The organism is Acinetobacter sp. ANC 4910 (assembly GCF_004331035.1).
In the GTDB taxonomy this organism is placed as follows: domain Bacteria; phylum Pseudomonadota; class Gammaproteobacteria; order Pseudomonadales; family Moraxellaceae; genus Acinetobacter.
This window is the reverse complement of the sequence record NZ_SJNT01000002.1, coordinates 22,181-48,859: the sequence shown is the minus strand read 5'-3', so window position 1 is coordinate 48,859 and position 26,679 is coordinate 22,181. Positions and strand designations below refer to the sequence as shown.

Sequence of the window (26,679 nt, the reverse complement as noted above, 5' to 3'; positions counted from 1 at the left end):
GAATTTAATATCTTTTATAAAGGTGCAAACTCGGTCGCCTGATCGTCACGTTCATTGCTCAAGTTTTGCTTGAGGTGGCTAAGTTGCTGCAAGATGCTGAACATTAACGATAATTGCTGCAAAATAATCAAAGACAATTGATCTTCTTTTTTATCTTGCGTAAGGCGTTGTCGAATGGTTTGCAACATATTTTGCGCTGTTAAATCAGGCATTTCGTCTTTAAGTAATGCGCCTTGAATATCTTCCTGTGCTTGATTCAGCAGATTTAGAATTTCAGGGTCAGTGATTTGGGCACGATGTGCACCGAGTGCAGCGATATAACTCAAGAAGGTATGATTTAGACAAAGAAACTCAAAGGCCTGACTTTTTTGCGTAGGGTCAAAGTCAGGTTCGGTCGCAAGGGTTGAAATAAGGGATGCGACATCAGCATCCGTATTGTGTGCAGCACGTCTAACCACACGATAATTCAAACTATTATTTCGACCTTGTTTATATTGTTGAATCACTTCATTTAAATAGGTGCATTGAGCTTGTAAGCTACGTTGAATACTATGCGGCAGACGACGGAATTTCCAATCTGGAAAAATAAAGGTCACACCTAGCCATGCGAGGGCACAACCAATCAAGGTATCAATCATTCGCGGTACGGCTGCCGAAAATCCTAAACCATCTAAATTAAAATTAATTAAGGCCAAGATGGTAATAAAGGCAGTCGCTTGTGCATACTGTTTACTGCGTAATTCAAAAAACAACACGCCACTTAAAATCAACAGCAGTAACTGACCTTCAATTGAAGGAATAAAGTACAGTACTGCCTCACCAATGATAATCCCGATTAGGGTTCCGATTACGCGTAGGCGGAGTCGACGTTTGGTGGCATTAAAGTTGGGTTGGCAAACAAACAGAGCAGTTAAGATAATCCAGTATCCATATTGAATTTGGGTTACTTGTACAAAAATATAGCTGACCAGTAACACAATTGAGAGTCGAATGGCATGGCGAAATAAAACGGATTCAGGCGTAAGATGCTGTTTGATTCGAATGACAATATCATCCCAACCTTTAAGATCATCATCCTTCAGCTGGTTTTCAATATGTTTACTTTTATCAAAAACAATGTTTTGTTCAGTTTCCAAATTACGCAACTGAGCATCAATTGACTTCAGGTTTTGGTATAAGGAGAACAGGGCATTGATCCAAATCGGATCGTAATGGTTGTCGTCCCGCAATTTTTCTAAAGACACTTTTAGATTTTGAAAAGTATGTTTAAAGCGTTTGTTATGTTTATAGTTTTTCCGCAATAAAATGCTTTCACTCAAATCCTTACAGGCTTTACCCTGAATAGATAAAATACGTTGAAAGCGAAACAGGATATCGCTATGTTCAAAAACTTTGGTCAGAATTTGATAGTCAATGTGAGCGGAATCGGCTCGTTCATGGATATCTTGTGCAACAAAATAATATTGCAAACTACGTCGAGTATCGCGCTGACCACGGTCACCTTTTAGGCGGGTGAGTAGCGCAGTTTTCATTTCGTTAAAGATACCGACTAACTTGCCATTTTCAAGTGACAAATCAATCATGCTTTGCTGGTAGCTTTGTGGCGTCATATCGACATCAAAAAGATTGGATTTTGCAAACAGGAAGTTACCTAGCGATGAATAACATTCAGATAATTTGTCTTGGACTTGGCGAACGGGGAACAATAAGAAACTGATGGTTGAAATTAAGCCATACCATGCCGCGCCTGCAACCAATAGCGAGGGTTGCATATACCATTGATCAAATAAATGTACGCCCAACATGGAATACACGGAAATGACCAAACAGCCATAGGAAATGGTGGCATAGCGACGCCCTAAAGAACCCAATAAAATAAAACCAATGCAGGAAATAATGAGTCCGATTGCAAATAGAACAGGGTGTGGAAAAAGAAAATAAATTGAAGTTGCTGTAACAAAAAAACCGATATAGGTATAAACCAAATTTAAAAGACGCACCGAGAAGCGGTCATCAATGTCACTCAGACCCGCAGCCACAACACCTAAGGTAAGGGGGATGGTTGCCAGTTGGTGCCCTAAAAAGTAGGGAACAAAAGCAGTACCTGAGAACGCAATAATCATGCGTACGTTATACATAAAAGTAGTGTTATAAGTGGTTTGCTTCAGACGAGTAAGCCAAGTGTTCAAGCGGTTTCCTTCAAGAGATGTACATCAAACCTTTATGCAAAAAGTAGATTTGAGTCAGGATTTAATTTCACTTTTTTGATCAAGAAATAATACTATGGAGAGTGTAAGCTTGTCTTGTTTCTTCGTAGTTAAAATTAAATATGAATACTCCTCCATCTCCCGTAAAAAAAACCTATTCGACCACTTGGATCATGTTATTGGCCCTATTAACTGCTTTAGGTCCACTTTCCATTGATATGTATTTACCTGCTTTACCACAGATGGCAAAAGACTTTGGGGTTAGTACCCAAATGGTGGCAAATACGTTACCTGCTTATTTTTTGGGGCTTGCCATAGGGCAGCTCATTTATGGACCATTGAGTGATCGGATTGGACGGAAGAAACCACTGTACTTTGGTTTAAGTCTATATGTGGTTGCCAGTTTATTGTGTGTGCTTGCAAGTAACGAATGGGCACTCATCGCAGCCAGAGTATTACAAGCACTTGGGGGATGTGTAGGGGTGGTGATTGCACGAGCTGCGATTCGAGACCGTTTAGATATGAATGCTTCTGCACAGGCTTTTGCCAGTATGATGATTGTGATGGGGGTTGCTCCAATTTTGGCACCAACACTGGGAGCATTGGTACTCAGTTATTTTAATTGGCCTGCCATTTTTGTTTTTCTAATGATCATAGGTGTGGCTTGCTGGTTATGTATTCATTTCTTCTTTCATGAAACCTTAGCGCCTGAACGTCGTCTACGTTTGAATTTAACTCAAGTTTTTCAGTTATATGCGGCTATTTTTCAAGATCGTAGTTTCCGCATCCCAATGCTAGCAGGCTGTTTCTCGGGGGGAGTATTGTTTTGTTATATCAGTTCATCTGCAGCCGTCCTGATGAATGGCTATGGTCTGAATCAGCAACATTTTGCGATTGCTTTTGGTTCCAATGCTTTCGGTATTATGTTGTTATCGACCTTGAATAAAAAACTCGGTAAGCATCTTTCAGTTTTCACACGCTTGAAAATTGGTGGATTTATTCAGTTGTCGGGTGCACTGGTTTTGGTGGTTGCAGGTATGCTGCAACATGCACCGATTGAACTGGTGTATTTAGGTATGTTTTTGGCAGTTTCAGGCATTGGTTTTACAGGACCGAATGCTATGGCATTGGCAATGTCAGAACAGGGTGCACGTGCAGGAACGGCTAGTGCCGTGATGGGCAGCATGCAATTTGCCTGTGGCTTGCTGGGTGGTGTGATTCTGAATTTCTTGGTCTGGACTGATTTGATGAATATGGCGACTTTAATGTTGTGCTTTATTAGTATCGCGATGTTGGCAATCTTTAGTTTATCTCCACAAAAAGTAATGGTTCAGTCATAGGTCTGAATTGAAGTAGGACAGCCATCACTGTCATTGCAAATGATGGCTGTCTTCAAGATTTATTAAAGAGTTACTTGCGTAGAAATTGCTTAAAGTTACGCAAAATACGGTAGCTGACATACAAGGCAATCAGCGCAAAGATGGCAATCCCGAAAACCACATACTTTAATTGCTGAATGTCCTGTTGGAAGAACGTGTGGATTTGTGCATCACTATAATTAAAACGGCTGACTTTCTGAGTTTGGCTGTCATGAAATTGAATATGCTGAATATAATGTTGTTGTCCAATTTGTTTCAAACCAAGTGAGTCAATTTGACGTCGATGAGTTTGATTTTCAGCATCGATACACAAGTCTTGGGCATAATGCTCACAGCTTATTTTGGCAATAAACCCTTGATTGGCGACTAAAATAAAAACGGATTCGTCAGGTTTTTGATTGTTTGTGACCAAGACTAACGGTTTAGCTGTGCTAGATTTCAGCTCAAACTGCTGAGTTTGAGCCAAAGCTTGAGCGGCATTTTTAATTTCTAACGTTTTGACAATACATGTCCAGACCAATGCCAAGGTAATTAAAAAAATACTGGCTGCGAAACACAGGCGAAAAACGGTTTTAATGGTCTGGTGCATAAATGAGCCAATATCCTAAAAGTTTAGAGCACAAAATAAAGGGAGTAATTTAAAGATTGACTCAATCTAAACGCTTTGTTTAATTTTGCACAAGTTTTATGTTAAAAAAATTAACGAAACTAGGAGGCTAGCTTTAAAAGGCGGTACACTAAAAACGTAAAAAACAGTGTTTAAGTCAATATTTAGTCCATAAAGCATTGAGTTCATTCGCTTGATTTCACCCCTAGGTTAGCATCGGAACTCGCATGGGTAATTTTTTATTTCTTCAAATTTTCACCGTTATTTTTGCCTTATCAATTGCGACCACGATTTTTAATAAGCGAATTTTAGGTTTCCCACAAGCGATAGGTGTGCCCATTGTTTCGGCAATTTTTGTCTTTATTTTGCAGTGGGGAGCAAGTTTACTCAACGGTAATCGGTTTATTACCATCAATATTCATAATATCGAAAATGCTGTACGTCACATCGACTTTTATGACTTTCTGATTAATGGGGTGATTTGTTTTATTCTGACCTCCTCGGCCTTGAAATTCAAAGTGTCCGATTTACGCAGTTATTGGAAGCCAATCAGTATTTTAGCCAGTATTGCATTGGTACTCTGTGCCGTGTTCTTTGGGGTGGCACTCTATGGTTATCAATTCTTAGTCGGGAAGCATGTCGATCTGTTGGTGTTATTGCTTTTGGGTGCGGCTTTAGGTGCGACGGATCCGATTGGGATTAAAGGGGTGTTAAGTTCCGTTCGTGCGCCACATCATTTAATGGTTAAGTTAGAAGGCGAATCCTTATTTAACGATGCAATGTGTATTGCCTTATTCATGACCTTACTCAATGTCCTGCAAGGTGAGCATTTTAGTTTTATCGGTACACTACAAACCTTACTGTATGAAATTGTTGTTGCGATTATTATTGGTTGGGGCTTTGGTTTAGCCATTCTCAGATTGCTCCGTGGCAAACATGAAATGGAATCTCTCATTTTAACTACCGCTTTGCTTGCCTGTGGTTCTTATTTGGTTGCGCTATTTGCTCATGCTTCCGCACCGATTGCTTGCGTATTTGGTGGATTAATTGTCGGGAATCGGTGGAAAGAGATTCTGCAAGAGCGTGAAATCCGTGAGGTTAATCATTTTTGGCATACCGTTGAAGGGATTATTAATTCGTTCTTATTCACCCTAATTGGTCTAGAACTCTTTATCTTAGATTTAAGTGTAAGTCTGATTTTGGGTGGCATTATTGCCTTTATTATTCTGCATGCATCACGTTTTGCAGCCAATTATCTCGCTTTTGCTTTTTTCCCAAGTTTTCGACACAAAAGTTATAACGGAAGTTTAGCAATTCTTTCTTGGGGTGGGGTACGTGGTGGAATTTCCTTGGCTTTAATTCTTGCTGTTGCCAATATTCCACAATTGAGCGAATACAGCAGTATTTTAATTGGATATACCTTTATAAGCGTACTTTTGTCGGGTTTGGTCTGCGGATTAGGGCTTCCTGCAGTGATGAATGCTTTTTATTACAATCCTGATGAAGAAACTGAAGGCTTTAAAGGTTGGTACCAGCGTTTATGTCATAAGATGAATCGCAAAGGTTTTCAATATATCGTTGGGGAAGATGCGACTGGCAATGAAACCATCACCATTTATAACCCAGATGCATATGTGGATGTAAAAGCAGATGATGGGGTTGCAGCGGTGCATAATCCAGAAAAAGTCCAAGAAGTGAAACGTCTGGAGAGCCCAGGTAACTTCTAATTGATCTTCAGCTTAGGAATAAACTCAGAAATGCCAATTGCTAAAACATCTTCCCAAGAATTAGCACTGTTAATTTTGCAAGTGGTTGCTTTAATTCCTTATGGGAGGGTTGCGACCTATGGACAAATTGCCCAGATGGCAGGTTTACCTAAACATGCCCGTTTAGTTGGGCGTGTACTGCAACAAGTTGAAGATCAGCATTTGCCTTGGCATAGAGTGATTAATTCACAAGGTAAAATTAGCCTAAGTAAATTGGACCCTCAAGGAGATAATCTTCAGGTCGTAAAATTACAAGCAGAAAATATTGCTGTTATTGCAGGGAAGGTAAATTTGAAGCTCTATCAGTGGAATGGAGAAATTTACAGACTAGGTTAAAGGGTCTTACACTCAACGCTGAGTATGAATGTAAGACCAAGTTGATTGATTAAATTATTGACGAACCACCAATACGGGTACGCTTGTCTCGCCCAGAATTTTTTGTGCCACACTACCTAAGAAGAATTTTTTCAGCCCTGTACGACCATGTGAACCAATCACAATTAAATCGGCATTGGTTTCTTTGGCAGCATTAAGAATTTCCTGATGGATCATTTGTCCTTCAAGTAAACGAGTTTCAACAGTTAAACCCTCGGCACCAAATTTAGCTTTGGCATCTTCAAGTGTACCTTCAATTGATGCACGAGCACGTTCAATCAGATCGTTAGTCTGTGCCGCAGTAATATATTCGGCTGCAATATAAGGGTCTAAAGCAAGTACTTGCACAACTGTAATTTTACTGCCAAATACTTTGGCAAGTTCTGCTGCTTGCTTCACTGCTGCAAAAGAGGTTTCTGAACCGTCAACTGGGACTAAAATATTTTGATAAGCCATCTGTATTACTCCTTGTTTTCATTACAATCTTTTTTAAAACTGTTTTATTTGAGAGTTGCGACTCAAAACTATTGTTTATACTTTTATACTAACGCTAATTTTGATTTTATAAAACCTAGTATTTTCATAGGGATAAGGCTTTATAAACCGTCGATTCCATAACTTAACTTAGCATGTTTTTTGTCTAAAAAGTATGCGTTGTTGTACTAAAGTCTGGTAAAAATTGTGATAAAAATGAAACGGCTATTGGTAAGAGAAAAGAAGCGGCATTGAAAATAATATGAGTTGTATCAAGGCTGCTCACTTTATTGAATATTTAGATGATTGAATTGAACGGATTCTCTCAAACATTCTTTGAGAAGTATTGTATGAGTGCAACAACATCATCCGTCTGCAATTGTTCCCGCATTTTTAAAATCTGCTTTTCATCTAAGTCGTATAGCTTCAGGGAAAGCAGTTTTTCAATGTCTTGTTCAGGAAAACGATACTTAATCACTTTGGCAGGCACACCGCCTACTACTGCATAAGGTGGCACATCTTTGGTGACCACAGCCCCAGTCGCAACCACAGCACCTTCGCCCAGTGTCACCCCTTGCATAATCATGGCACGACTGCCAATCCAGCAGCCATGACCAATGATGGTATCTCCAGAAGGAACAAAACTACGCGTATCAAAGGGGAAAGCTGAAATCCAGTCGGTACGATGCAGCTGATTCCCACCCATCATAATCACGCATTCAGCCCCAAAACAAACAAAGTTGCCAATATGCAGTTGGTCAATCGGTTTTTCAGGAGTCGACGGCTTGTCATGTAAATAGCGTACGACACAGCGCTCAAAACCTTGATCCCAATAGGCTGAATAATATGAATAATTCCCTTTAATGTGAATATTCGGATTCTTCACAGTCTTTGAGATGAATTCAAATTCACACCAGTGTTTGACAGGGGAGTTAATCAAATGTTCAGACATAAAATACATCACAAAGCATGAGGATGTGCATTATAGCGGATCACATGCCGTTTCCCTATTGGGTAATTTTGATGTGGTTGTTTATGGTATATTCGGATGATCATGTTGTGCTAACGAAAGAAATTCCAAAATAATTTAAACCCGTGTTGGATAAAATTGGGGAAAAGAAAATCGGCAATAGCGGAAATTATGGTCGTCATCAGGATGATCATCACTGAGTTAGTACTGCTGTTAATATACATTGACCATGTGAAGGTAAGCATTATTCCAAGCAAAACAGCACCAATTGCGGAGTAGAAAGCTTGGATGATTCTATTGTCCATTATTTGAGTAGTCGTTTTGAATATATGTTTATATTTATCTTAAAAGGTTTTGTACAAAAAAGCCCCTCAGCGGAGGGGCTTGAATCTCTAATTACATAAAATTAAAGGTATTCAACACTGACAATTTCGTATTCAACTTCGCCATTTGGCGTTTGAATTTTTGCTTCGTCGCCTTCGCTTTTACCTAAAAGACCACGTGCAATTGGCGAATTGACAGAAATCTTATTAATTTTGAAATCAGCTTCGTCATCGCCCACGATCATATAGGTCTTTTGTTCTTCGGTATCTAAGTTTTCGATCGTGACTGTGACCCCAAAAACCACACGACCGTTCTGTTCAAGTTCTTTTACATCGATAACTTGAGCCGCACCCAATTTACCTTCGATGTCTTGAACACGACCTTCACAGAAACCTTGTTGCTCACGCGCAGCATGGTATTCCGCATTTTCTTTCAAATCCCCGTGCTCACGTGCTTCAGCAATTGCCGCAATAATACGTGGACGTTCAATACTTTTTAATTGATGTAATTCTTTCTCTAAGGCTAATTTGCCTTGGGGAGTCATAGGATAACGTTGCATTGTTGTCCCTCAAGTCTGTGAGTGTAAAAAAATATAGGTTTATAAATGAAAAAAGCCCGCCACCGAGAGGTGGCGGGACTTCTCGGTAAACGAATTAACCTACAGGTTGTAAATCTTGCAAACGGTATACATCCATTGGCAATTGAATCGCAAAAGCTTGGCATACAGCATCAGCACCGTTCAAGGTCGTCGTGTTATACACTTTCGCTTGAAGCGCTGAACGACGAATCGAGAACGAATCTTGTTGAGCTTGTTTGCCTTCAGTTGTGTTGATAATGAGGTGAACTTCGCCATTTTTCAAGCGGTCCACGATATTAGGACGGCCTTCAGTGACTTTATTTACACGTTCACACTCAATACCCGCAGCTTTAATGAACTCATAAGTACCGCCAGTTGCAAGTACTTTGAAGCCAAAGCCTACCAGTTGCTTCGCAATACCAACAGCACGAGGCTTGTCAGAATCACGCACAGAGATAAATGCATGCTTCACTTCGCCTTCTGTAGGAAGACCAGGTACGCGTTCATTCGAGCCTAACACAGCTTTGTAGAATGCTTCACCAAATGTTTTACCTACGCCCATTACTTCGCCTGTAGATTTCATCTCAGGGCCAAGAATAGGGTCAACACCCGGGAATTTGTTGAATGGGAACACTGCTTCTTTTACAGAGAAGTGAGTCGGGATAATTTCTTTAGTGAATCCTTGAGATTCTAAAGACTGACCCGCCATACAACGTGCAGCGACTTTCGCTAAAGACTCACCGATACATTTAGATACGAATGGCACCGTACGAGACGCACGTGGATTCACTTCTAGAATGTAAACGTCTTCGCCTTTCACAGCAAACTGAACGTTCATTAAACCAATAACGCCAAGCTCTTTCGCCATCGCAACGGTTTGACGACGCATTTCGTCTTGGATTTCATCAGAAAGCGAGTATGGAGGAATCGAACATGCTGAGTCACCTGAGTGAATCCCTGCTTGTTCAATGTGCTGCATAATACCGCCAATCACAACGTCTTTACCGTCAGATACACAGTCTACATCAACTTCAATCGCATCATCTAAGAAACGGTCAAGTAGAACAGGCGCTTCATTTGATGCTTGAACCGCATCACGTAAGTAGCGTTTAAGCTCTTCGTCGTTGTATACGATTTCCATCGCACGACCACCGAGTACATAAGAAGGACGTACTACAAGTGGGTAGCCTACTTTCGATGCTTCAGCCATACCTTCTTCAGCAGATTTTACGATGCTGTTGTTGGGTTGACGAAGTTGAAGACGTTGAATCATTTGTTGGAAACGTTCACGGTCTTCTGCGCGGTCAATCGCATCTGGTGATGTACCGATAATTGGTGCACCAGCTTCTTCTAAAGCACGTGCCAATTTAAGCGGCGTTTGACCACCGTACTGAACGATAATGCCTTTTGGCTTTTCAGTACGTACGATTTCAAGTACATCTTCCAAAGTGATTGGTTCGAAGTACAAACGATCAGACGTGTCGTAATCGGTTGAAACCGTTTCAGGGTTACAGTTCACCATGATGGTTTCGTAGCCATCTTCACGCATTGCAAGCGCTGCGTGTACACAGCAGTAATCGAATTCGATACCTTGACCAATACGGTTAGGACCGCCGCCGATCACCATGATCTTATCTTTATCAGATGGGTTTGATTCACACTCTTCATCGTAAGTTGAATACATGTATGCAGTGTCAGATTCGAATTCTGCTGCACAGGTATCTACACGTTTGTAAACTGGAGTCACGCCCAAGTTCCAACGGTGCTTACGGAATTGCTTTTGTGAAATACCCATCAAGTTCGCGATGCGAAGGTCAGATAAACCTTTACGTTTGAATGAACGGATGTTGTCTGCGTTTAGATCACCAAAACCTAAAGTTTTGATTTCATTTTCAGTTTTGATGATGTCTTCGATTTGGATCAAGAACCATTTATCGATTTTCGTCGCTTGGAACACATCTTCTAACGTGAAACCATGACGGAATGCATCAGCCACATACCAAATACGCTCCGGACCCGGAACTTTAAGTTCAACCAATATCTTTTCTTTCGCGCCTTCAGTACCTACTGCGATTTTTTCATCAAAACCACATGCACCTACTTCAAGACCACGAAGCGCTTTGTTTACAGATTCTTGGAAGTTACGACCAATCGCCATCACTTCACCGACAGATTTCATCTGAGTGGTGAGCGTTGCGTCTGCTTGTGGGAATTTTTCGAAGTTGAAACGTGGAATTTTTGTTACCACGTAGTCAATTGCAGGTTCGAACGAAGCAGGAGTGGTTCCACCTGTGATGTCATTTTTCAATTCATCAAGGGTATAACCGACAGCCAGTTTCGCTGCGATTTTTGCAATCGGGAAACCTGTTGCTTTCGATGCAAGTGCAGATGAACGCGATACACGCGGGTTCATCTCGATGATGACCATACGGCCAGTATTTGGGCAAATACCGAACTGAACGTTAGAACCACCTGTTTCAACGCCAATTTCGCGAAGAACTGCTAAAGATGCATTACGCATCAATTGGTATTCTTTGTCTGTCAATGTTTGTGCAGGAGCAACAGTGATTGAGTCACCTGTGTGCACGCCCATTGGGTCAAAGTTTTCGATCGCACAAACGATAATACAGTTGTCGTTTTTGTCACGAACAACTTCCATCTCGTATTCTTTCCAACCAATTAAAGATTCATCAATCAATAACTGTTTGGTTGGAGAAAGATCGAAACCGCGTTCACAGATTTCAAGGAATTCTTCTTTGTTATAAGCGATACCGCCACCTGAACCACCCATGGTGAATGATGGACGGATAATTACAGGGAAGCCGAAGCGTGCTTGAATCGCTAACGCTTCTTCCATGTTTTCAGCAATTGCAGCTTTTGGACATTCAAGACCAATTTTACGCATTGCCTCATCAAACAGTTTACGGTCTTCAGCTTTTTCAATCGCTTCTTTACTCGCACCGATCAATTCAACATTGTATTTTTCTAAAATACCGTTGGCATCAAGTGCAAGCGCACAGTTCAGGGCTGTTTGACCCCCCATTGTTGGAAGGACAGCATCTGGACGCTCTTTTTCAATGATTTGTGCAACAGTCTGCCAGGTGATTGGCTCGATATAAGTTGCATCTGCCATAGCAGGGTCGGTCATAATGGTTGCTGGGTTAGAGTTTACCAAAATAACACGGTAGCCTTCTTCACGAAGAGCCTTACACGCTTGCGCACCTGAGTAGTCAAACTCACATGCCTGTCCGATGACAATCGGACCTGCACCAATAATTAAGATACTTTTAATGTCTGTACGTTTAGCCATGATCGCTTCCTTAATTACTTCTTAGATGCTTCGATAAGTTCGATGAAATGATCGAACAATGGTGCGCAGTCATGCGGACCAGGGCTTGCTTCAGGGTGACCTTGGAAGCTGAACGCTGGTTTGTCTGTACGATGAATCCCTTGAAGAGTTTGATCGAACAAAGACTTGTGCGTAGCTTTCAAGTTTGCAGGAAGTGTTTCTGCATCCACTGCGAAGCCGTGGTTTTGCGAAGTAATCATCACTATGCCAGTTTCCATGTTTTGAACAGGGTGGTTAGCACCGTGGTGGCCATGAGGCATTTTCACCGTTTTTGCACCTGAGGCAAGTGCAAGAATTTGGTGACCCAAGCAAATACCAAAGACAGGTAGGTTGCGAGCGTCTTCTACAATTGTTTTTACAGCTTCAATTGCGTAGTCACATGCAGCTGGATCGCCAGGGCCATTCGATAAGAACACGCCATCCGGATTCAATGCAAGCACGTCAGCAGCAGGAGTTTGTGCAGGCACGACAGTGAGTTTACAACCGCGGTCTGCAAGCATACGTAAGATGTTGGTTTTGACACCGTAGTCGTATGCAACAACATGGAATTTAAGTTCAGGTTGTGTGAAGCCTTTGCCTAATACCCAAGAACCTTCTGTCCATTCGAAACCAGTCGGGTCACAGCATTCTTTAGCTAGGTCTAAACCATTTAAACCACCGAAAGCACGTGCTTTTTCTAAAGCTTGCTCTTCAGTAATATTTTCACCAGCAAGGATGCAACCATTTTGCGCACCTTTATCACGCAAAATACGGGTTAATTTACGCGTATCAATATCTGCAATTGCGACAACATTATGTTCTTTTAAGTATTCGCCTAAAGATTGCGTTGATCGGAAGTTGCTATGCAATAAAGGCAGGTCACGAATGATCAATCCGTTGGCCCATACTTTATGAATTCGACCTGACTCAGCGTCTTCATCATTACAACCTGTGTTACCGATATGAGGGTAAGTTAAAGTCACAAGTTGTTGTGCATAACTCGGGTCAGTCAAAATTTCTTGATAGCCAGTCATGGCAGTGTTGAAAACGACTTCACCAGTCGTACTACCCGATGCACCAATAGACGTTCCTTTAAAGATCGTACCATCGGCAAGGGCTAAAATTGCTGGGGTGCTCAAACCAAAGCTCCTGAAATTTAGGCTGTAAAAAAGCGAGTAGACGAAAAAAAAGGAAGGCTATCTAAAAACCTACCCTCCCTATGTCTGCTCGCTTGAACTTAACATGGCACTATACGCAACTTTACTTATAAAGTCCATGCCAATAAGATGGAATTAACAAGATAAAGGACTTTTATTTTGTAAGGAAAGCAGTTTTTAAGTTTTAAAAAGAAAAATGTAACAACAAATAATTGTCTAACAAATCAGAATCTAAATTTTATCAAATCACGCTAAGCTGTCGCTGTGTATATAACAACAGGAATAAAATCATGACTGAACAAGAAAAAGTGACTAAACCAAAGCCAGCGTTGAAAGAAGTCGTTGCAGAAAGCACTGAAAAGCTTGAGCAAGTGGCGAAAGAAGCAACAGAGCAGGTCACTGAAGCCGTAGTTGAAAGTAAAGAAAAGCTTGAGGCAGAAGCGAAACATCTCAACGCCAGTGTGCAAGATCAAATTCGTCAGTTGAAAGAAGATGTATTGCAGCGTATCGACAGTTTGAAATCACAATTAAATCTGTCTCAAAAAGATTTAACCGAGCTTAAAGATTTTGTGAAAACTGAAGTCAATGCTGTGATTGATGATTTGAGCAAATTTGGTAAAGAGTTAAAAGATGATGTGAGTCAGATTTCTGTCAAGCATAAAGATCAACTCACTGAAACTTTTAAACGTTCTAAAGAGCATACGCTTGAAGCTTGGAATAAAGTATCAAGTAAAGAAATCTCTTGAGCTTGTTAGTAAGTAAAAACCTTTAAGCTTCACCTCTCCTTGTAAAAGGAGAGGAGTCGAATTGCTTTAGAGCTGATGTAGCCAATCACGCTTGTTGTGGAAGTCTGCATTTGGACTGCTATGCTGCATGGCGTAGAACTGTTCACCTTGAGTAGTTTTTAGCACAGCCGTTAAACCAATAAATAAGTCAGACCATTTCAACTTATGTTTCAGTATAAATTCGGTTAAATCTAAACTGACATTCAGTCCATAGTGCGTGCGCTTAAGTTGATTTAACTCAATATCATACGCAGCATGTGGTGGCATATCTTCAGGATAGCGATATTCTTCAAATTGATAAACTTGCCAGGCTTGAGACGGCGACAAATTGATTTCACGATAAAAATCTTCGTCTTTCACGCCAATAAAAATCTCAAAGCAGGTGCTTTCCCAAAGAAAATCCTGACGTGGGTGAGCGGAAACCAATGCAGGCCACTCAATCCACTGATTCGGGTCACGAATCCAAAAGCCAACATTTAGAGTAAAAGGGCTGACTTGTTCAATCGCGCCGACCACTGAAATCGCTTGAAAGCGGCGATCAAATGCACTGAGCTCGTAGCTTGCCATAAATTGAAATTACTTAGATAAATGTGCGTGGCGAACAAGGTTCGAAAGTTTTGGATTTTGTTGCTTTGCTTTTTTATAAAGCAGGGCAATTTTACCAATTGTCTGTACAACTTCAGCACCTGTCACTTCCGAGATTTCAGCAATAGCCGCTACACGTGCTTCACGATCTTCACCAGCAATCTTAACTTTGATAAGTTCGTGATCATTTAATGCACGAGTAGTTTCCTCAACGACATTTTCAGTCAAACCTTGACCACCAATCATTACTACAGGATTAAGTGCATGACCAATTTGACGTAAACGCTTGCGTTCCTGAATAGATAGAGCCGCCATGAAAGATAACCTAATTTTAAAAACGACCTAGTATAGCAAAATTGAGTTAAAGCGGTTGAAATAATCGATCTTGTTGATTGAAAAAAACAGCAGGATAAAGTCGATTTAGATACAGATGTATACTGCAAGCACTTGGTTTTTCACGTACAATAAAAAATTAGAAGTTTTTATACGCATAGAGAGTTATGGCAACACGCATTACCAACCAAAAATTATCCCAAAGTAGTCGTGCGTGGATGAGAGAACATCTTGATGATCCTTTCGTGAAAAAAGCGCAAAAGGAAGGTTATCGAGCACGTGCTGCTTATAAGTTGTTGGAAATTCAAGAAAAATATAAAATTATTAAGCCCGGTATGACCGTGGTGGATTTGGGAGCTGCTCCAGGGAGTTGGTCTCAAATCGCAGGAAAACTGGTCGGTGACAAAGGTTTAGTCATTGCATCTGATATTTTAGAAATGGATGCTTTACCAGATGTGACTTTTTTACAAGGCGACTTTCGTGAGGAAGAAGTCTTCGAAAAATTGTTAAATATTTTAAATGGGCGCGTTGTTGACGTTGTAATTTCAGATATGGCCCCCAATACATCAGGTAATAAGGCTGTAGATCAACCTCGTCAAATTTACCTTTGTGAACTTGCACTTGATTTTGCCAATAAAGTTTTAGGACCGAAAGGGCAGTTTGTGGTGAAAGTTTTCCAAGGCACTGGATTTGACGAATTCCGTAAACAAGTGGTCGATAGTTTTGACGTGCTGAAGACGGCTAAGCCGGCTGCATCACGTGCTCGTTCGAAAGAAGTTTTTTTAATCGGCCAAGGGCGCAAGAAGGCTTTGAAGTAAAGTTTACTTGCCAACTCGTTAAAAATTGTGCATTTTGTACTTTTTTACATTATTGAACAGCTGGGTTTACAGCTTACATTATTAAGGTCACCCATCCTTGGGCATGATCAAATTAGATTGATATGGGAATAAAGCTTTGAGCGATCTCTTCAAGAATGCCGTGTTGTGGCTCATTATACTGGGTGTGCTGATTTTAATTTTCAGCAACATCAGTGACCGTGATAAGCCAACTGCAATGAACTATTCAGAGTTCGTTACAGCGGTGAATGCTGGTCAAATTAAGCAAGTCACAATTGATGGTGAAAGAATTAGTGGCACTAAATCAAATGGATCTGAATTTGAAAGTATCCGTCCAGCGGTGCAAGATCCTGAATTGATGCCTAGCCTGATTAAAAACAATGTTGTCGTTGAAGGAACTGCACCACAACGTCAAGGTTTGTTGATGCAACTTCTGATTGCAAGCTTCCCTGTACTTTTAATCATTTTGTTATTCATGTTCTTTATGCGCAACATGGGTGGCGGAGCAGGTGGTAAAAACGGCCCGATGAGTTTTGGTAAGTCAAAAGCGAAAATGCTTTCTGAAGACCAAATTAAAATTACATTTACTGATGTAGCGGGCTGTGATGAAGCAAAGCAAGAAGTAGTTGAAATTGTAGACTTCTTGAAAGATCCTGCGAAGTTTAAACGTCTAGGTGCAACTATTCCGAAAGGCGTTTTGATGGTGGGTCCACCAGGTACAGGTAAAACTTTGCTCGCAAAAGCCATTGCGGGTGAAGCGAAAGTTCCTTTCTTTAGTATTTCTGGTTCTGACTTCGTTGAGATGTTTGTGGGTGTTGGTGCATCACGTGTCCGTGATATGTTCGAACAAGCTAAACGTCATGCGCCATGTATCATTTTCATTGATGAGATTGATGCGGTAGGTCGCCATCGTGGTTCGGGTACAGGTGGTGGTCACGATGAGCGTGAGCAAACCTTAAACCAGATGCTGGTAGAAATGGATGGTTTTGAAGGTAATGAAGGTATTATCGTCATTGCTGCAACCAACCGTGCAGATGTATTGGATAAAGCATTGCTACGACCAGGTCGTTTTGACCGCCAAGTCATGGTGGGTCTTCCAGACATTAAAGGTCGTGAGCAAATTTTAAATGTTCACTTGAAGAAATTGCCGTCGGTGACTGGTGTAGATCTGAAAGTTCTTGCACGTGGTACGCCTGGTTTCTCCGGTGCACAATTGGCAAACTTGGTAAATGAAGCTGCATTGTTTGCTGCTCGCCGTAATAAAAACACGGTTGATATGCATGACTTTGAAGATGCGAAAGACAAAATTTACATGGGACCAGAGCGTAAATCGATGGTTCTACGTGAAGAAGAGCGTCGTGCAACGGCTTACCATGAAGCAGGTCATGCCATTGTTGCAGAAATTTTGCCAGGCACAGACCCTGTACATAAAGTTACAATCATGCCACGAGGTTGGGCATTGGGTGTAACTTGGCAGTTGCCTGAACAAGATCAAATTAGCCACTATAAAGACAAGATGTTGAATGAACTTTCAATTTTGTTTGGTGGTCGTATTGCAGAAGAAATCTTTATTAATCAACAGTCAACTGGTGCTTCGAATGACTTCGAGCGTGCAACCAAAATGGCACGTGCGATGGTGACCAAATATGGTATGTCGGACAGATTGGGTGTAATGGTTTATGAAGATGAAAACCAAAATGGTTTCTTCGGTAATGTTGGTAGCCGTACCATTTCTGAAGCTACACAGCAAAAAGTAGATGAAGAAGTACGTCGTATTTTGGATGAGCAGTACCGTGTGGCACGTGAAGTCTTAGAAAATAACAAAGATATTGCACATGCCATGGTAAAAGCTTTGATGGAATGGGAAACGATTGATCGTGATCAGATCCGTGACATTATGGAAGGTCGCGAGCCACAACCACCTAAAGTGTATGTGGCTGAGAATCCTGTGATTGATGTGACACCAGCCAATGGTCCATCTACTCCACCACCATTACCAGCAAGTTAAGTTTAAACGTCAATGAAAAGAGTCTCTACATGAGGCTCTTTTTTTGTGCTGATGCTTTTAAGGTGATGTTTGGGTTAAAAATTTTTCAGCCAGAGAGAGCATTGAATTGCTACACTAATAGCACTTGTTTCAGGAGTGTTTTCATGCAAATTATGCCCTTACCCAATCGAGTTTTAGTATGTGGTCGTTTAAGTTTAGATTTGTCACAACCACATGTAATGGGGATTTTGAATGTTACGCCTGATTCTTTTAGTGATGGTGGATTACATAACACCAAGGATGCGGCTGTTGCGCGTGCATTACAGATGGTCATTGAGGGTGCAACTGTAATTGATGTTGGTGGGGAATCTACGCGACCAGGAGCATCTGTGGTTGAGATCGGGGAAGAAATTCGACGAGTGATTCCTGTGGTGGAAGCACTTGCACAGCATGATGTGATTATTTCAATTGATACTTCTGAACCAGAGGTGATACGTGCAGCTGTGGCGGCAGGAGCACATATTTGGAATGATGTCCGTGCATTAACTCGACCACAAGCCCTTCAAACTGCTGCTGAACTCGATATACCCATTATTATTATGCACATGCGTGGTGAGCCAACTACGATGAATAATCTGGATCAATACCAAGATGTCACGGAAGATGTGATAGCTGAATTGCAGCAACGAGTTGATGATGCATTGGTTGCTGGGGTTAAGCCAGAATATATTCTGATTGATCCGGGTTTTGGTTTTGCTAAAAATGCCCAGCAAAACCTTAAACTGCTCAAAGAGTTTTGGAAGTTGAATGCAATGGGGTATCCAATTCTATCGGCATTGTCACGTAAGCGTTTTATTGGTGAAGCATTAGGAGGAGCTGACGCAGGGCAGCGAGCAGTAGGTTCAGTTGCTGCACATTTACTGAGTATTCAGCAAGGGGCATGTATGGTACGTGCACATGATGTTAAAGCAATGTCCGATGCGATTAAAGTCTGGCAAGCCATGCAGCAGGCTTAGCTATTGATTGAGTTCTTTAAGGGAATAAAGAGATTGTCCATTTTGTTTTTCTGATTATTACGCAGTACATGTGCTGTAAAGATATACAAAAATTTATTGAATGTTTGAAATTAAAATAACACGGGAATGATTATGATTGTGAAACCTAAATCTCTAGTTGTGAGCATGAGTGGTTTATTGTTGGTGGCTTGTGGGCAAATGCCTGGTCAACAGATGTCTATGAGCAAAATGGCAGCTGTGGAAGTGGGGATGCCGGCACCATCAATGGTAAATGCTTATGAAAGTATGCCCCAACCTATTGAGAATACTGAAAATTATCAAAAAATTGAGACGAATCCAGTGCATGCCGTTGCACAACAGCCCATCTCGACTTTTAGTGTTGATGTGGACACGGGCAGTTATAGTAATGTCAGGCGTTTTCTGACACATGAAGGGCAGTTGCCACCTGTGGACGCGGTTCGAATTGAAGAAATGCTGAACTACTTTAACTATCACTACCCAAATCCAACGGGTCAGCACCCATTTTCTGTGAATACGGAGGTGGTGAATTCACCGTGGCAGCAGAATGCCAAAATTATCAAAATTGGTATTAAAGCTAAAGATTTGGAAATAAAGCAATTACCACCCGCCAATCTGGTATTTTTGGTGGATGTTTCGGGCAGTATGGATGAGGACAATAAACTGCCTTTGGTCAAAAAGACTTTAACATTACTCACTGAGCAATTGCGCCCACAAGATAAAGTTACCATTGTGACGTATGCCAGTGGTGAAGATTTGGCATTGGCACCGACTTCTGGTGCAGACAAGGATAAAATTTTAAAAGTCATTCACCAATTAAAAGCAGGTGGGGCAACTTCAGGAGAGCGGGCAATTCAATTGGCCTATGAACAAGCACAAAAATCTTATGTTCAGGGGGGCATTAACCGTATTTTGATTGCAACGGATGGTGATTTTAATGTAGGAATTACCAATTTTGAAACCTTAAAAGGGATGATTGCTGAGAAACGAAAGTCAGGGATTTCTTTCTCTACATTCGGTTTTGGAACGGGTAATTATGATGAACAGTTGATGGAACAATTGGCTGATGCAGGCGATGGTAACTATAGTTATATCGACAATGAGCGTGAAGCAAAAAAAGTATTGCAGCGACAACTGAGTTCGACATTAGCAACGGTTGCTCAAGATGTAAAAATCCAAGTGGAATTTAATCCATCTACAGTTAAAGAATACCGTTTAATTGGCTATGAGAATCGTGTATTAAACAATGAAGATTTTAATAATGATCGTGTCGATGCGGGAGATATTGGTGCGGGACATACTGTCACAGCCTTATATGAAATTATTCCTGTAGGGCAGAAAGGTTGGTTGAATGAATCACGTTATCAAGCGCCAATCAATTCATCTAAAGCCAATAAACAAGAATATGCTTATGTGAACGTCCGTTATAAACAACCAAAACAAAGTCAAAGTGTTTTATTGAGTCAACCTGTCCCAGCACGCAGTCTAGCATTGGCACAATCGTCTTCAGATACTCGCTTTGCTATTGCGGTTGCATCCTACGCACAGCAGTTACGTGGTGGGCAATATAATGCCAATATGAAGTGGGATGATATTTTTAAATTGGCCCAAAGTGCAGCTCAACCAGATGAATTTGGCTTGCGTGCAGAATTTTTAGATTTGGTGAAAACAGCGAAAAGCTTAAGTGCCGAGCCTGTAAAACTCTAAGAATTCACGTTATTTTTATATTTAGATAAATGGGCAGGATTTATACTGCCCATTTTTTATTTGGTAAATGTTCATCTTTGTGCTATATAGGCTCGCGTTTATAAGTAGTTTTGAGTTGCTGTATGTTTGCAGATTTACTTCTCCCAATGTTTGACGATGATTATTACCCAGATGTATTGGTGGCTGAAGTACAACAGTACATTGTGCAATTTGCGAAGAAAGTCGCGAAGGTCAAAGAGAGCACAGCAGAAATTTATCGTTTTGCTAATGAAACAGTGGTGGCAATTAATGCAATGAAACCACAGTTTGAAGATTTGGATTCATCTTTGGATGATACCGCTGCGGATTATATTGCGGAAGCGATGATGATGGTGGTGCAAGAGCATGGCCATTTCGATGTAGAAATGGAAGAGTTGATTGTAAATCGAGAGTGGTAACACTCTCTTTTTTTATTTATTTTAGACATAAAAAAAACCAGCATTCGCTGGATTCTTTATTGCACCATTTTAAGAAGTATTAAAATGGTGCCCGGGGCCGGACTCGAACCGGCACGCTTTGAGGGCGGGGGATTTTAAATCCCCTGTGTCTACCTATTTCACCACCCGGGCATGAGCGCAATAATAGAGTACGAATTTATTCTTTGCAAGACTATTTCTTTGTGTTTGCTTTATTTTCAGACAATTCAGGTGTTTGTGATTAAAAAATCACAATTTCAACATGAATCTGGTTTTTATTGTCATCATCTGGTCATGTAATTGAGATCATTATTAAATATTTATTGTCTATTTTTAACTCACGTTTGTAGTGGATTAAAAAAATGACAAAAACTGTAACGCGCCGTGAACTCATTCAAAAAACTTTAGCAGGTTTGGGTGCTGTATCTTTACCTATTACACTCACTGCTTGTGGTGATGACTCGGATAATTCTTTAGGTTCGAGCGAGAATGTTCAATTTGAGCATGGGGTTGCCAGTGGTGACCCTTTACAAGACCGAGTGATTATTTGGACACGTGTCACACCTAGTGATGTGCAAGCTCGCTTAGAAATTGTTTGGGAAGTTGCTCTAGATGTGCAATTTACTCAAATTAAAACCTCAGGTAAAGTGCAAACAAGCCCAGCACAAGACTTTACCGTAAAAGTAGATGTTACTGGCTTACAGGCACAGCAGCGTTATTTCTATCGCTTCCGCTTTGGGCAAAAAGTTTCACCGATTGGGCAAACCAAAACCTTGCCGTCGCAAACCAATCAGGTGAAATTAGCCGTCTGTTCTTGTTCAAACTATCCTGCGGGCTATTTTTATGTCTATCGTGAAATGGCTAAACAAGATGTTGATGTGGTGCTGCATCTTGGAGACTATATTTATGAATACGGTCAAAATGGTTATGCGACTGAAGATTCGGAAAAGTTAGGACGCTTATTGGCAGCTGATAATCAGCAAGAAATATTGAGCTTGGAAGATTATCGCAAACGTTATGCTTTGTATCGTCAAGATGCTGATTTACAAGCGTTGCATCAGCGACATCCTTTTATTGTGATTTGGGATGACCATGAGCTTGCCAATGATACATGGCAAAATGGCGCGGAAAACCATACTGAGATGACAGCTCAGGCACAAAATGAAGGTAAGTTCTCAGAGCGTAAATTGGCAGCCTTGCAAGCTTATTTTGAGTGGATGCCTATTCGCCCTGTTTCAGAGGATGATCATTTACATATCTATCGTCAGTTTGATTTTGGTTCATTGGTACAGCTCACCATGTTGGACACTCGAATTATTGCACGTGATCAGCAATTGGATTATGCCAATTATATGACGGCTCAGGGCTTAAATACGGTGCAGTTTCAGCAAGATTTGTTGGCACAAGACCGAACCTTACTTGGCTATGAACAACGTGATTGGTTGTTACAAAAAATGATGCAAAGCAATGCAAAGTGGAATGTGTTGGGGCAGCAAATTCTAATGTCAAAAATGTTTATTCCTGCCGAGTTGTTATTATCTTTGGCAGAAATTAGCAGTGGCTCTGTCAGTGCTGAAACACTCACAAAAATGAATACTCAAATTACAGAGTTGGTGACAATTAATTTGCGCTTAGAAGCAGCTGATCCTACATTGACAGATTTGGAAAAGGCGCGGGTAAATACGCTAGCACCCTATAATTTGGATGCATGGGATGGCTATTATTATGAGCGAGAAGTGTTGTATGCAACGCTCAAGGCATTGAATAAGAAAGTAGTGGTCTTGGCTGGGGATACGCATAATGCATGGTATTCTGAGTTGCTGAGCAAGGATCAAGACGTGGTTGGTGTCGAATTGGCGACGAGCTCTGTGTCTTCGCCTGGTTTGGAAAAATATTTGAATATTCCTTTGGTGCAATTGCAGCAATTTGAATATGCCTTTCAAACACTCATTAACGATTTAGCTTATTGTAATTTGAATCAGCGCGGCTATCTGTTGGTGAGTTTTACTGAGCAGAACATGCAAGCTGATTGGATCTTTGTTGATAGTATCAAGGAAAAAAATTATGTGGTCGATGAAACCAGAGGATATCAATTGATATTCAATTCACAGCTACAAGTGTTGGAATCCTTACCACAATCAGCATAACTGCAATAAAATAAAAAACTGGGAAAGTCCCAGTTTTTTATTACATCAAGCTATCCAGATAATTTTCTAAATCTTGATGTTTATGTGTTTGGCAAAGTTGTTGTTCCATATGCATAGATTTTAAATGCAAAGCATGAAAGTGCTGTAATTGTTTAGTTTTTTGCTGATATTTTTCAGTATCTTTTCCAGTGAATTTTAGTTGAAATTTTAGTTTAAGCGTCTGTTTATAACTCCAGAAGTTAAAACGTCTTAATTCTTGCAGGTAATACAATCCAACATGAGTTGCGCTATTACGAAAAAGATTTTCTTTATAAAATTTCACAAAGCCAAAACCCATAGCAAAGAAAAACAGTACAATTTGCAAAAAAGTACTTTCAATAAATGCGATATTAATTGCTTGTAGAATAATTAATGCTGCAATTTTAATCGGTGCATGTTGTTGCTGTTCATAACAGGAGCTTGAGCTGTGTTTCATTTGTTTGAGTACAATCGGAACATACAGCATAAATAACAACATAAAGCACAATACAGCAAAGCCATGCGCTTGAAAGGTGGTAAAGCGAGGAAAATATATTTCGAAATAATGTCCTAAGCTGAAGGACAGGGAAACAAAAATCATAATGGCTAAGATCCAAGGAATAAATTCTTTGATTTCATCCATTAAACCTTTGGTTTTGAGCATGCCGTAAAATACAAAGTTACGTTTAAATGCTGCGGGATACTGCATTTGTAACGGCTTTAAAAAAAGTGCTGCCTGCTTATCACTGACCATAAAAATGCGTACTTGAAAGTTACGGCATTATAAATCAGAAATACACTTTTTGTTTAAATGATCTTAAAATCGATTAGAAGAGTATAAAATTTGATTGTGAAATAGAATCGTGACATAACCTTGCCTGTAGATAGCATATTTAAAAACTGAGATCAGTTGAAGGTTTTATGAAAACTACCGCTATGCCATTACATAATTTATATAAATTTTAAGAGTTGCTTTTTTTGTTTTGTTTGTTATTTCGTGGCTATCAGATATGGGTAGATTGCTTCTAAGCCTTGAGCTATTATTTTTGCAGGAACTCCTTGGCAATCAAGATATGGTAAAAGGCTGTAGTTTTGAAGATGTAATATAACTCCCCAAGCAGACTATCCTCAAAGAAATGGAAAATGGAAATTTGCACTTATCTATTTCCATAACTCATCCGAAGCAATTGCTACCTTTTGTTCGTTATTGGATTCCCTATGTGCAAATTATTGAGCCAAGCAGTTTAAAAGAAGATCTCTTTCAGGAATTGAAAACTTATATGCAGCAATCTTTGATCACTTAACGAAATAATTAATTTAAAAAATCAGAGCTTTGTAGTTTATCTAATTTTAATTTGAAGGCTTTGCTGAAGGGGTTAAGCACAAGGGGTATATTTTAGACATAAAAAAACCAGCTTTCGCTGGGTTCTTTATTGCACCATTTTAAGAAGTATTAAAATGGTGCCCGGGGCCGGACTCGAACCGGCACGCTTTGAGGGCGGGGGATTTTAAATCCCCTGTGTCTACCTATTTCACCACCCGGGCGTTTTAACAAGATTGGAGGCGGAGGTCGGAATCGAACCGGCGTACACGGAGTTGCAGTCCGCTGCATGACCACTCTGCCACCCCGCCATGTCTTGTTGATGCACATATTAGCAACCTTTAAAAAAATTACAATACTTTAAATAGCGCATATGAACATAAAATCAGCATGTAGAATAAAATTGCCTAAATAATCATGTATTATTTGCAAAATTGATTCATATCTACCTTGGAGATGTGCTGTGGCATTAGTTTTAGATGGTCGTACGTTGGCGAAACAAATTGAAACTGACTTGTTAACCCGTGTTGAAGCGTTGAAAGCAAAATCAGGTCGTACCCCAATTTTGGCAACGATTTTGGTCGGTGACGATGGTGCATCAGCGACTTATGTACGTATGAAGGGAAATGCCTGCCGTCGTGTAGGTATGGATTCATTAAAAGTTGAGCTTCCAAAGGAAACTACGACTGAACAATTATTGGCTGAAATTGAAAAATTAAATGCGAATCCTGATGTTCATGGGATTTTGTTGCAGCATCCAGTGCCTGAGCAAATTGATGAGCGTGCATGTTTTGATGCAATCTCTCTTGCTAAAGATGTGGATGGCGTGACTTGCCTTGGCTTTGGTCGTATGGCGATGGGCGAAGCGGCATATGGTTCTGCAACCCCAGCAGGCATTATGACGATTCTGAAAGAAAACAACATTGAAATTGCAGGTAAGCATGCCGTTGTAGTTGGTCGTTCTGCAATTTTAGGTAAACCAATGGCTGCAATGTTATTGGAAGCAAATGCAACAGTAACGATTTGCCATTCACGTACCCAAAACCTTGCTGAGTTTGTTAAACAAGCCGATATTATTGTGGGTGCGGTAGGTAAAGCTGAGCTGATTCAAAAAGACTGGATTAAGCAAGGCGCTGTTGTGGTTGATGCGGGCTTCCATCCGCGTGATGGCGGTGGTGTAGGTGATATTCAATTGGTAGGGATTGAAGAGATTGCATCTGCTTATACGCCAGTTCCAGGTGGTGTAGGTCCAATGACCATTACCACTTTAATTCGTCAAACAGTTGAAGCGGCAGAGAAAGCATTAGGCTAATACTTTAAGTGCGCTTCTAAAAAGCTGTATAGCATAAAACTATACAGCTTTTTTTATGGGGTAGATTCCATTAAGGAGAATTTTAAGCTTAGTTAAAAAATCCTCTATTTAAGCCGCTTTGAGTGATTGTGGAGGTTTACTAAGCGGATTATTACTTTTCAGTCATACGTAGCTAGATTATGATCGCCTGATCTGTTGATTCTAACGACAGCGATGATAGTATTTAAATTCCTGTTTCTATACGATTCGTTGTTTCTGGACGATGTATATTTTGCATGGCGTTAAAGGTTTATAAATTTAATGAGCTGTACTTTTCAAATGGCGAAAGCACCACAACATTTATTGGATGCATTGCATGAGGTCATTCCTCAGGCGGAGCTATTGGCGCAACAGTTGCCAGAAACTCCTATTTCTTTGTGGCTTATTCCACCTGTCTTTCCAACAGATCGTCTAGATGATGAGGTGATTCGTCGTATTTGGAGTGAAACCCCATACTGGATTTTTTGCTGGGCTTCGGGATTAGCAATGGTACAGTGGTTATTGGCAGAGCCTCATCACGTGAAAGATAAAGTGGTTTTGGATTTTGGGGCTGGTTCGGGTGTGGTCGCGATTGCAGCCAAAATGGCGGGTGCGAAACGCGTGATTTGTTGTGATATTGATTCCATTAGCTTGGCTGCCTGTAAAGAAAATGCAGCGCTAAATCAGGTCGAATTGGAATATTTAGATGATTTATACCAAGCTGAACAAGTCGATGTACTGTTGGCAGCAGATGTGTTGTATGACCAATGCAACCGTTTTTTCTTAGATGAATTCTTAAAATTTGCACCCGAAGTTTGGGTGGCAGACAGTCGGGTGAAAAATTTTAGTCATCCCCAATATATGAAAATTGATGAACGTAGTGCCACAACTTGGCCGGATTTGGATGAAGCAAAAGAGTTTCGCAATGTGAGCTTTTATAAGACGCTATAACGCATAGCGCCTTATTGGAGGGGATT

23 protein-coding genes and 3 tRNA genes are annotated in these 26,679 nt (G+C 40.6%); 13 read left to right on the top strand and 13 right to left on the bottom strand.

What is annotated here, in order from left to right; all coding sequences use genetic code 11:
• Positions 1–14 precede the first annotated feature (14 nt).
• Positions 15–2,189: a YccS family putative transporter gene (yccS, locus tag E0H82_RS02030; RefSeq protein WP_131262771.1), complete on the bottom strand. Its 2,175-nt coding sequence runs from the start codon at positions 2,187–2,189 to the stop codon at positions 15–17.
• Positions 2,190–2,329: 140 nt separating this feature from the next.
• Between yccS and E0H82_RS02025 the strand changes: the two genes are divergently transcribed.
• A complete protein-coding gene (locus E0H82_RS02025) occupies positions 2,330–3,547 on the top strand; it encodes a multidrug effflux MFS transporter (RefSeq protein ID WP_131262770.1) in 1,218 nt (405 codons plus the stop codon).
• Positions 3,548–3,617: 70 nt separating this feature from the next.
• On the opposite strand, the gene E0H82_RS02020 is transcribed toward E0H82_RS02025, so the two are convergent.
• A complete protein-coding gene (locus E0H82_RS02020; RefSeq protein WP_131262769.1) occupies positions 3,618–4,175 on the bottom strand; it encodes a hypothetical protein in 558 nt (185 codons plus the stop codon).
• Between the two features lie 245 nt (positions 4,176–4,420).
• On the opposite strand from E0H82_RS02020, the gene E0H82_RS02015 reads away from it, so the two are divergent.
• Positions 4,421–5,920, top strand: coding sequence for a cation:proton antiporter (locus E0H82_RS02015; RefSeq protein WP_131262768.1), 1,500 nt, complete (start codon positions 4,421–4,423; stop codon positions 5,918–5,920).
• A 30-nt stretch (positions 5,921–5,950) separates the two neighbouring features.
• Positions 5,951–6,295 (top strand): MGMT family protein, encoded by a 345-nt coding sequence (locus E0H82_RS02010; RefSeq protein ID WP_131262767.1) that lies wholly within the window; start codon positions 5,951–5,953, stop codon positions 6,293–6,295.
• Positions 6,296–6,349: 54 nt separating this feature from the next.
• Here E0H82_RS02010 and E0H82_RS02005 read toward each other — a convergent pair whose 3' ends face one another.
• The 5 genes from E0H82_RS02005 to carA all read right to left on the bottom strand — a co-directional run bounded on the left by E0H82_RS02005 (position 6,350) and on the right by carA (position 13,146).
• On the bottom strand, positions 6,350–6,790 hold the full coding sequence (locus tag E0H82_RS02005; RefSeq protein ID WP_131262766.1) for a universal stress protein: 441 nt from the start codon (positions 6,788–6,790) through the stop codon (positions 6,350–6,352).
• Positions 6,791–7,133: 343 nt separating this feature from the next.
• Positions 7,134–7,760: a CatB-related O-acetyltransferase gene (locus E0H82_RS02000; protein WP_131262765.1), complete on the bottom strand. Its 627-nt coding sequence runs from the start codon at positions 7,758–7,760 to the stop codon at positions 7,134–7,136.
• A gap of 424 nt (positions 7,761–8,184) precedes the next feature.
• Positions 8,185–8,661 (bottom strand): transcription elongation factor GreA, encoded by a 477-nt coding sequence (greA, locus tag E0H82_RS01990; protein WP_116760346.1) that lies wholly within the window; start codon positions 8,659–8,661, stop codon positions 8,185–8,187.
• A 94-nt stretch (positions 8,662–8,755) separates the two neighbouring features.
• On the bottom strand, positions 8,756–11,989 hold the full coding sequence (carB, locus tag E0H82_RS01985) for a carbamoyl-phosphate synthase large subunit (protein WP_131262764.1): 3,234 nt from the start codon (positions 11,987–11,989) through the stop codon (positions 8,756–8,758).
• A gap of 14 nt (positions 11,990–12,003) precedes the next feature.
• Positions 12,004–13,146, bottom strand: coding sequence for a glutamine-hydrolyzing carbamoyl-phosphate synthase small subunit (gene carA / locus E0H82_RS01980; RefSeq protein WP_116760350.1), 1,143 nt, complete (start codon positions 13,144–13,146; stop codon positions 12,004–12,006).
• A gap of 308 nt (positions 13,147–13,454) precedes the next feature.
• On the opposite strand from carA, the gene E0H82_RS01975 reads away from it, so the two are divergent.
• Positions 13,455–13,910, top strand: coding sequence for a hypothetical protein (locus E0H82_RS01975; protein ID WP_131262763.1), 456 nt, complete (start codon positions 13,455–13,457; stop codon positions 13,908–13,910).
• A gap of 66 nt (positions 13,911–13,976) precedes the next feature.
• On the opposite strand, the gene E0H82_RS01970 is transcribed toward E0H82_RS01975, so the two are convergent.
• Entirely contained in the window at positions 13,977–14,516 is a 540-nt protein-coding gene (locus E0H82_RS01970) for a DOMON-like domain-containing protein (protein WP_131262762.1), read from the bottom strand.
• A 9-nt stretch (positions 14,517–14,525) separates the two neighbouring features.
• The gene (locus tag E0H82_RS01965; RefSeq protein WP_116760356.1) at positions 14,526–14,849 is read right to left on the bottom strand and encodes a YhbY family RNA-binding protein; all 324 of its coding nucleotides are present in this window, start codon (positions 14,847–14,849) and stop codon (positions 14,526–14,528) included.
• A 185-nt stretch (positions 14,850–15,034) separates the two neighbouring features.
• On the opposite strand from E0H82_RS01965, the gene rlmE reads away from it, so the two are divergent.
• The 5 genes from rlmE to E0H82_RS01940 all read left to right on the top strand — a co-directional run bounded on the left by rlmE (position 15,035) and on the right by E0H82_RS01940 (position 20,868).
• Entirely contained in the window at positions 15,035–15,685 is a 651-nt protein-coding gene (gene rlmE / locus E0H82_RS01960; RefSeq protein ID WP_116760358.1) for a 23S rRNA (uridine(2552)-2'-O)-methyltransferase RlmE, read from the top strand.
• A 136-nt stretch (positions 15,686–15,821) separates the two neighbouring features.
• A complete protein-coding gene (gene ftsH / locus E0H82_RS01955) occupies positions 15,822–17,711 on the top strand; it encodes an ATP-dependent zinc metalloprotease FtsH (protein ID WP_131262761.1) in 1,890 nt (629 codons plus the stop codon).
• Positions 17,712–17,854: 143 nt separating this feature from the next.
• Positions 17,855–18,706: a dihydropteroate synthase gene (gene folP / locus E0H82_RS01950; RefSeq protein ID WP_131262760.1), complete on the top strand. Its 852-nt coding sequence runs from the start codon at positions 17,855–17,857 to the stop codon at positions 18,704–18,706.
• A gap of 132 nt (positions 18,707–18,838) precedes the next feature.
• Positions 18,839–20,431, top strand: a complete 1,593-nt coding sequence (locus E0H82_RS01945) for a vWA domain-containing protein (RefSeq protein WP_416224486.1) — start codon at positions 18,839–18,841, stop codon at positions 20,429–20,431.
• A 122-nt stretch (positions 20,432–20,553) separates the two neighbouring features.
• Positions 20,554–20,868: a DUF5713 family protein gene (locus tag E0H82_RS01940; RefSeq protein ID WP_131262758.1), complete on the top strand. Its 315-nt coding sequence runs from the start codon at positions 20,554–20,556 to the stop codon at positions 20,866–20,868.
• An 85-nt stretch (positions 20,869–20,953) separates the two neighbouring features.
• Here E0H82_RS01940 and E0H82_RS01935 read toward each other — a convergent pair.
• A tRNA-Leu gene (locus tag E0H82_RS01935) sits at positions 20,954–21,039 on the bottom strand.
• Between the two features lie 209 nt (positions 21,040–21,248).
• On the opposite strand from E0H82_RS01935, the gene E0H82_RS01930 reads away from it, so the two are divergent.
• Entirely contained in the window at positions 21,249–23,033 is a 1,785-nt protein-coding gene (locus E0H82_RS01930) for an alkaline phosphatase D family protein (RefSeq protein WP_131262757.1), read from the top strand.
• Between the two features lie 40 nt (positions 23,034–23,073).
• Here the strand turns inward: E0H82_RS01930 and E0H82_RS01925 are convergent, their stop codons facing one another.
• Complete coding sequence (locus E0H82_RS01925; RefSeq protein WP_131262756.1) at positions 23,074–23,805, bottom strand: hypothetical protein; 732 nt, start codon at positions 23,803–23,805, stop codon at positions 23,074–23,076.
• 370 nt (positions 23,806–24,175) lie between these two features.
• On the opposite strand from E0H82_RS01925, the gene E0H82_RS16780 reads away from it, so the two are divergent.
• A complete protein-coding gene (locus E0H82_RS16780) occupies positions 24,176–24,355 on the top strand; it encodes a WYL domain-containing protein (protein ID WP_416224487.1) in 180 nt (59 codons plus the stop codon).
• 155 nt (positions 24,356–24,510) lie between these two features.
• On the opposite strand, the gene E0H82_RS01915 is transcribed toward E0H82_RS16780, so the two are convergent.
• A tRNA-Leu gene (locus tag E0H82_RS01915) sits at positions 24,511–24,596 on the bottom strand.
• 13 nt (positions 24,597–24,609) lie between these two features.
• Positions 24,610–24,683, bottom strand: a tRNA-Cys gene (locus E0H82_RS01910).
• 152 nt (positions 24,684–24,835) lie between these two features.
• Here E0H82_RS01910 and folD point away from each other — a divergent pair.
• Positions 24,836–25,684 (top strand): bifunctional methylenetetrahydrofolate dehydrogenase/methenyltetrahydrofolate cyclohydrolase FolD, encoded by an 849-nt coding sequence (folD, locus tag E0H82_RS01905; protein ID WP_131262754.1) that lies wholly within the window; start codon positions 24,836–24,838, stop codon positions 25,682–25,684.
• Positions 25,685–25,984: 300 nt separating this feature from the next.
• Complete coding sequence (locus E0H82_RS01900) at positions 25,985–26,653, top strand: class I SAM-dependent methyltransferase (protein ID WP_131262753.1); 669 nt, start codon at positions 25,985–25,987, stop codon at positions 26,651–26,653.
• Positions 26,654–26,679 lie beyond the last annotated feature (26 nt).

Excerpts from the sequence above, each read along its gene's own strand:
- E0H82_RS01945 (WP_416224486.1), top strand. The coding sequence starts at position 18,839 with ATGATTGTGAAACCTAAATCTCTAGTTGTGAGCATGAGTGGTTTATTG.
- E0H82_RS02010 (WP_131262767.1), top strand. The coding sequence starts at position 5,951 with ATGCCAATTGCTAAAACATCTTCCCAAGAATTAGCACTGTTAATTTTG.
- E0H82_RS01970 (WP_131262762.1), bottom strand. The coding sequence starts at position 14,516 with ATGGCAAGCTACGAGCTCAGTGCATTTGATCGCCGCTTTCAAGCGATT.
- E0H82_RS02020 (WP_131262769.1), bottom strand. The coding sequence starts at position 4,175 with ATGCACCAGACCATTAAAACCGTTTTTCGCCTGTGTTTCGCAGCCAGT.
- folP (WP_131262760.1), top strand. The coding sequence starts at position 17,855 with ATGCAAATTATGCCCTTACCCAATCGAGTTTTAGTATGTGGTCGTTTA.
- carB (WP_131262764.1), bottom strand. The coding sequence starts at position 11,989 with ATGGCTAAACGTACAGACATTAAAAGTATCTTAATTATTGGTGCAGGT.
- E0H82_RS02005 (WP_131262766.1), bottom strand. The coding sequence starts at position 6,790 with ATGGCTTATCAAAATATTTTAGTCCCAGTTGACGGTTCAGAAACCTCT.
- E0H82_RS02000 (WP_131262765.1), bottom strand. The coding sequence starts at position 7,760 with ATGTCTGAACATTTGATTAACTCCCCTGTCAAACACTGGTGTGAATTT.
- E0H82_RS01900 (WP_131262753.1), top strand. The coding sequence starts at position 25,985 with ATGAGCTGTACTTTTCAAATGGCGAAAGCACCACAACATTTATTGGAT.
- E0H82_RS02025 (WP_131262770.1), top strand. The coding sequence starts at position 2,330 with ATGAATACTCCTCCATCTCCCGTAAAAAAAACCTATTCGACCACTTGG.
- greA (WP_116760346.1), bottom strand. The coding sequence starts at position 8,661 with ATGCAACGTTATCCTATGACTCCCCAAGGCAAATTAGCCTTAGAGAAA.
- rlmE (WP_116760358.1), top strand. The coding sequence starts at position 15,035 with ATGGCAACACGCATTACCAACCAAAAATTATCCCAAAGTAGTCGTGCG.
- E0H82_RS01965 (WP_116760356.1), bottom strand. The coding sequence starts at position 14,849 with ATGGCGGCTCTATCTATTCAGGAACGCAAGCGTTTACGTCAAATTGGT.
- E0H82_RS01930 (WP_131262757.1), top strand. The coding sequence starts at position 21,249 with ATGACAAAAACTGTAACGCGCCGTGAACTCATTCAAAAAACTTTAGCA.
- E0H82_RS01925 (WP_131262756.1), bottom strand. The coding sequence starts at position 23,805 with ATGGTCAGTGATAAGCAGGCAGCACTTTTTTTAAAGCCGTTACAAATG.
- E0H82_RS01940 (WP_131262758.1), top strand. The coding sequence starts at position 20,554 with ATGTTTGCAGATTTACTTCTCCCAATGTTTGACGATGATTATTACCCA.
- E0H82_RS01975 (WP_131262763.1), top strand. The coding sequence starts at position 13,455 with ATGACTGAACAAGAAAAAGTGACTAAACCAAAGCCAGCGTTGAAAGAA.
- E0H82_RS02015 (WP_131262768.1), top strand. The coding sequence starts at position 4,421 with ATGGGTAATTTTTTATTTCTTCAAATTTTCACCGTTATTTTTGCCTTA.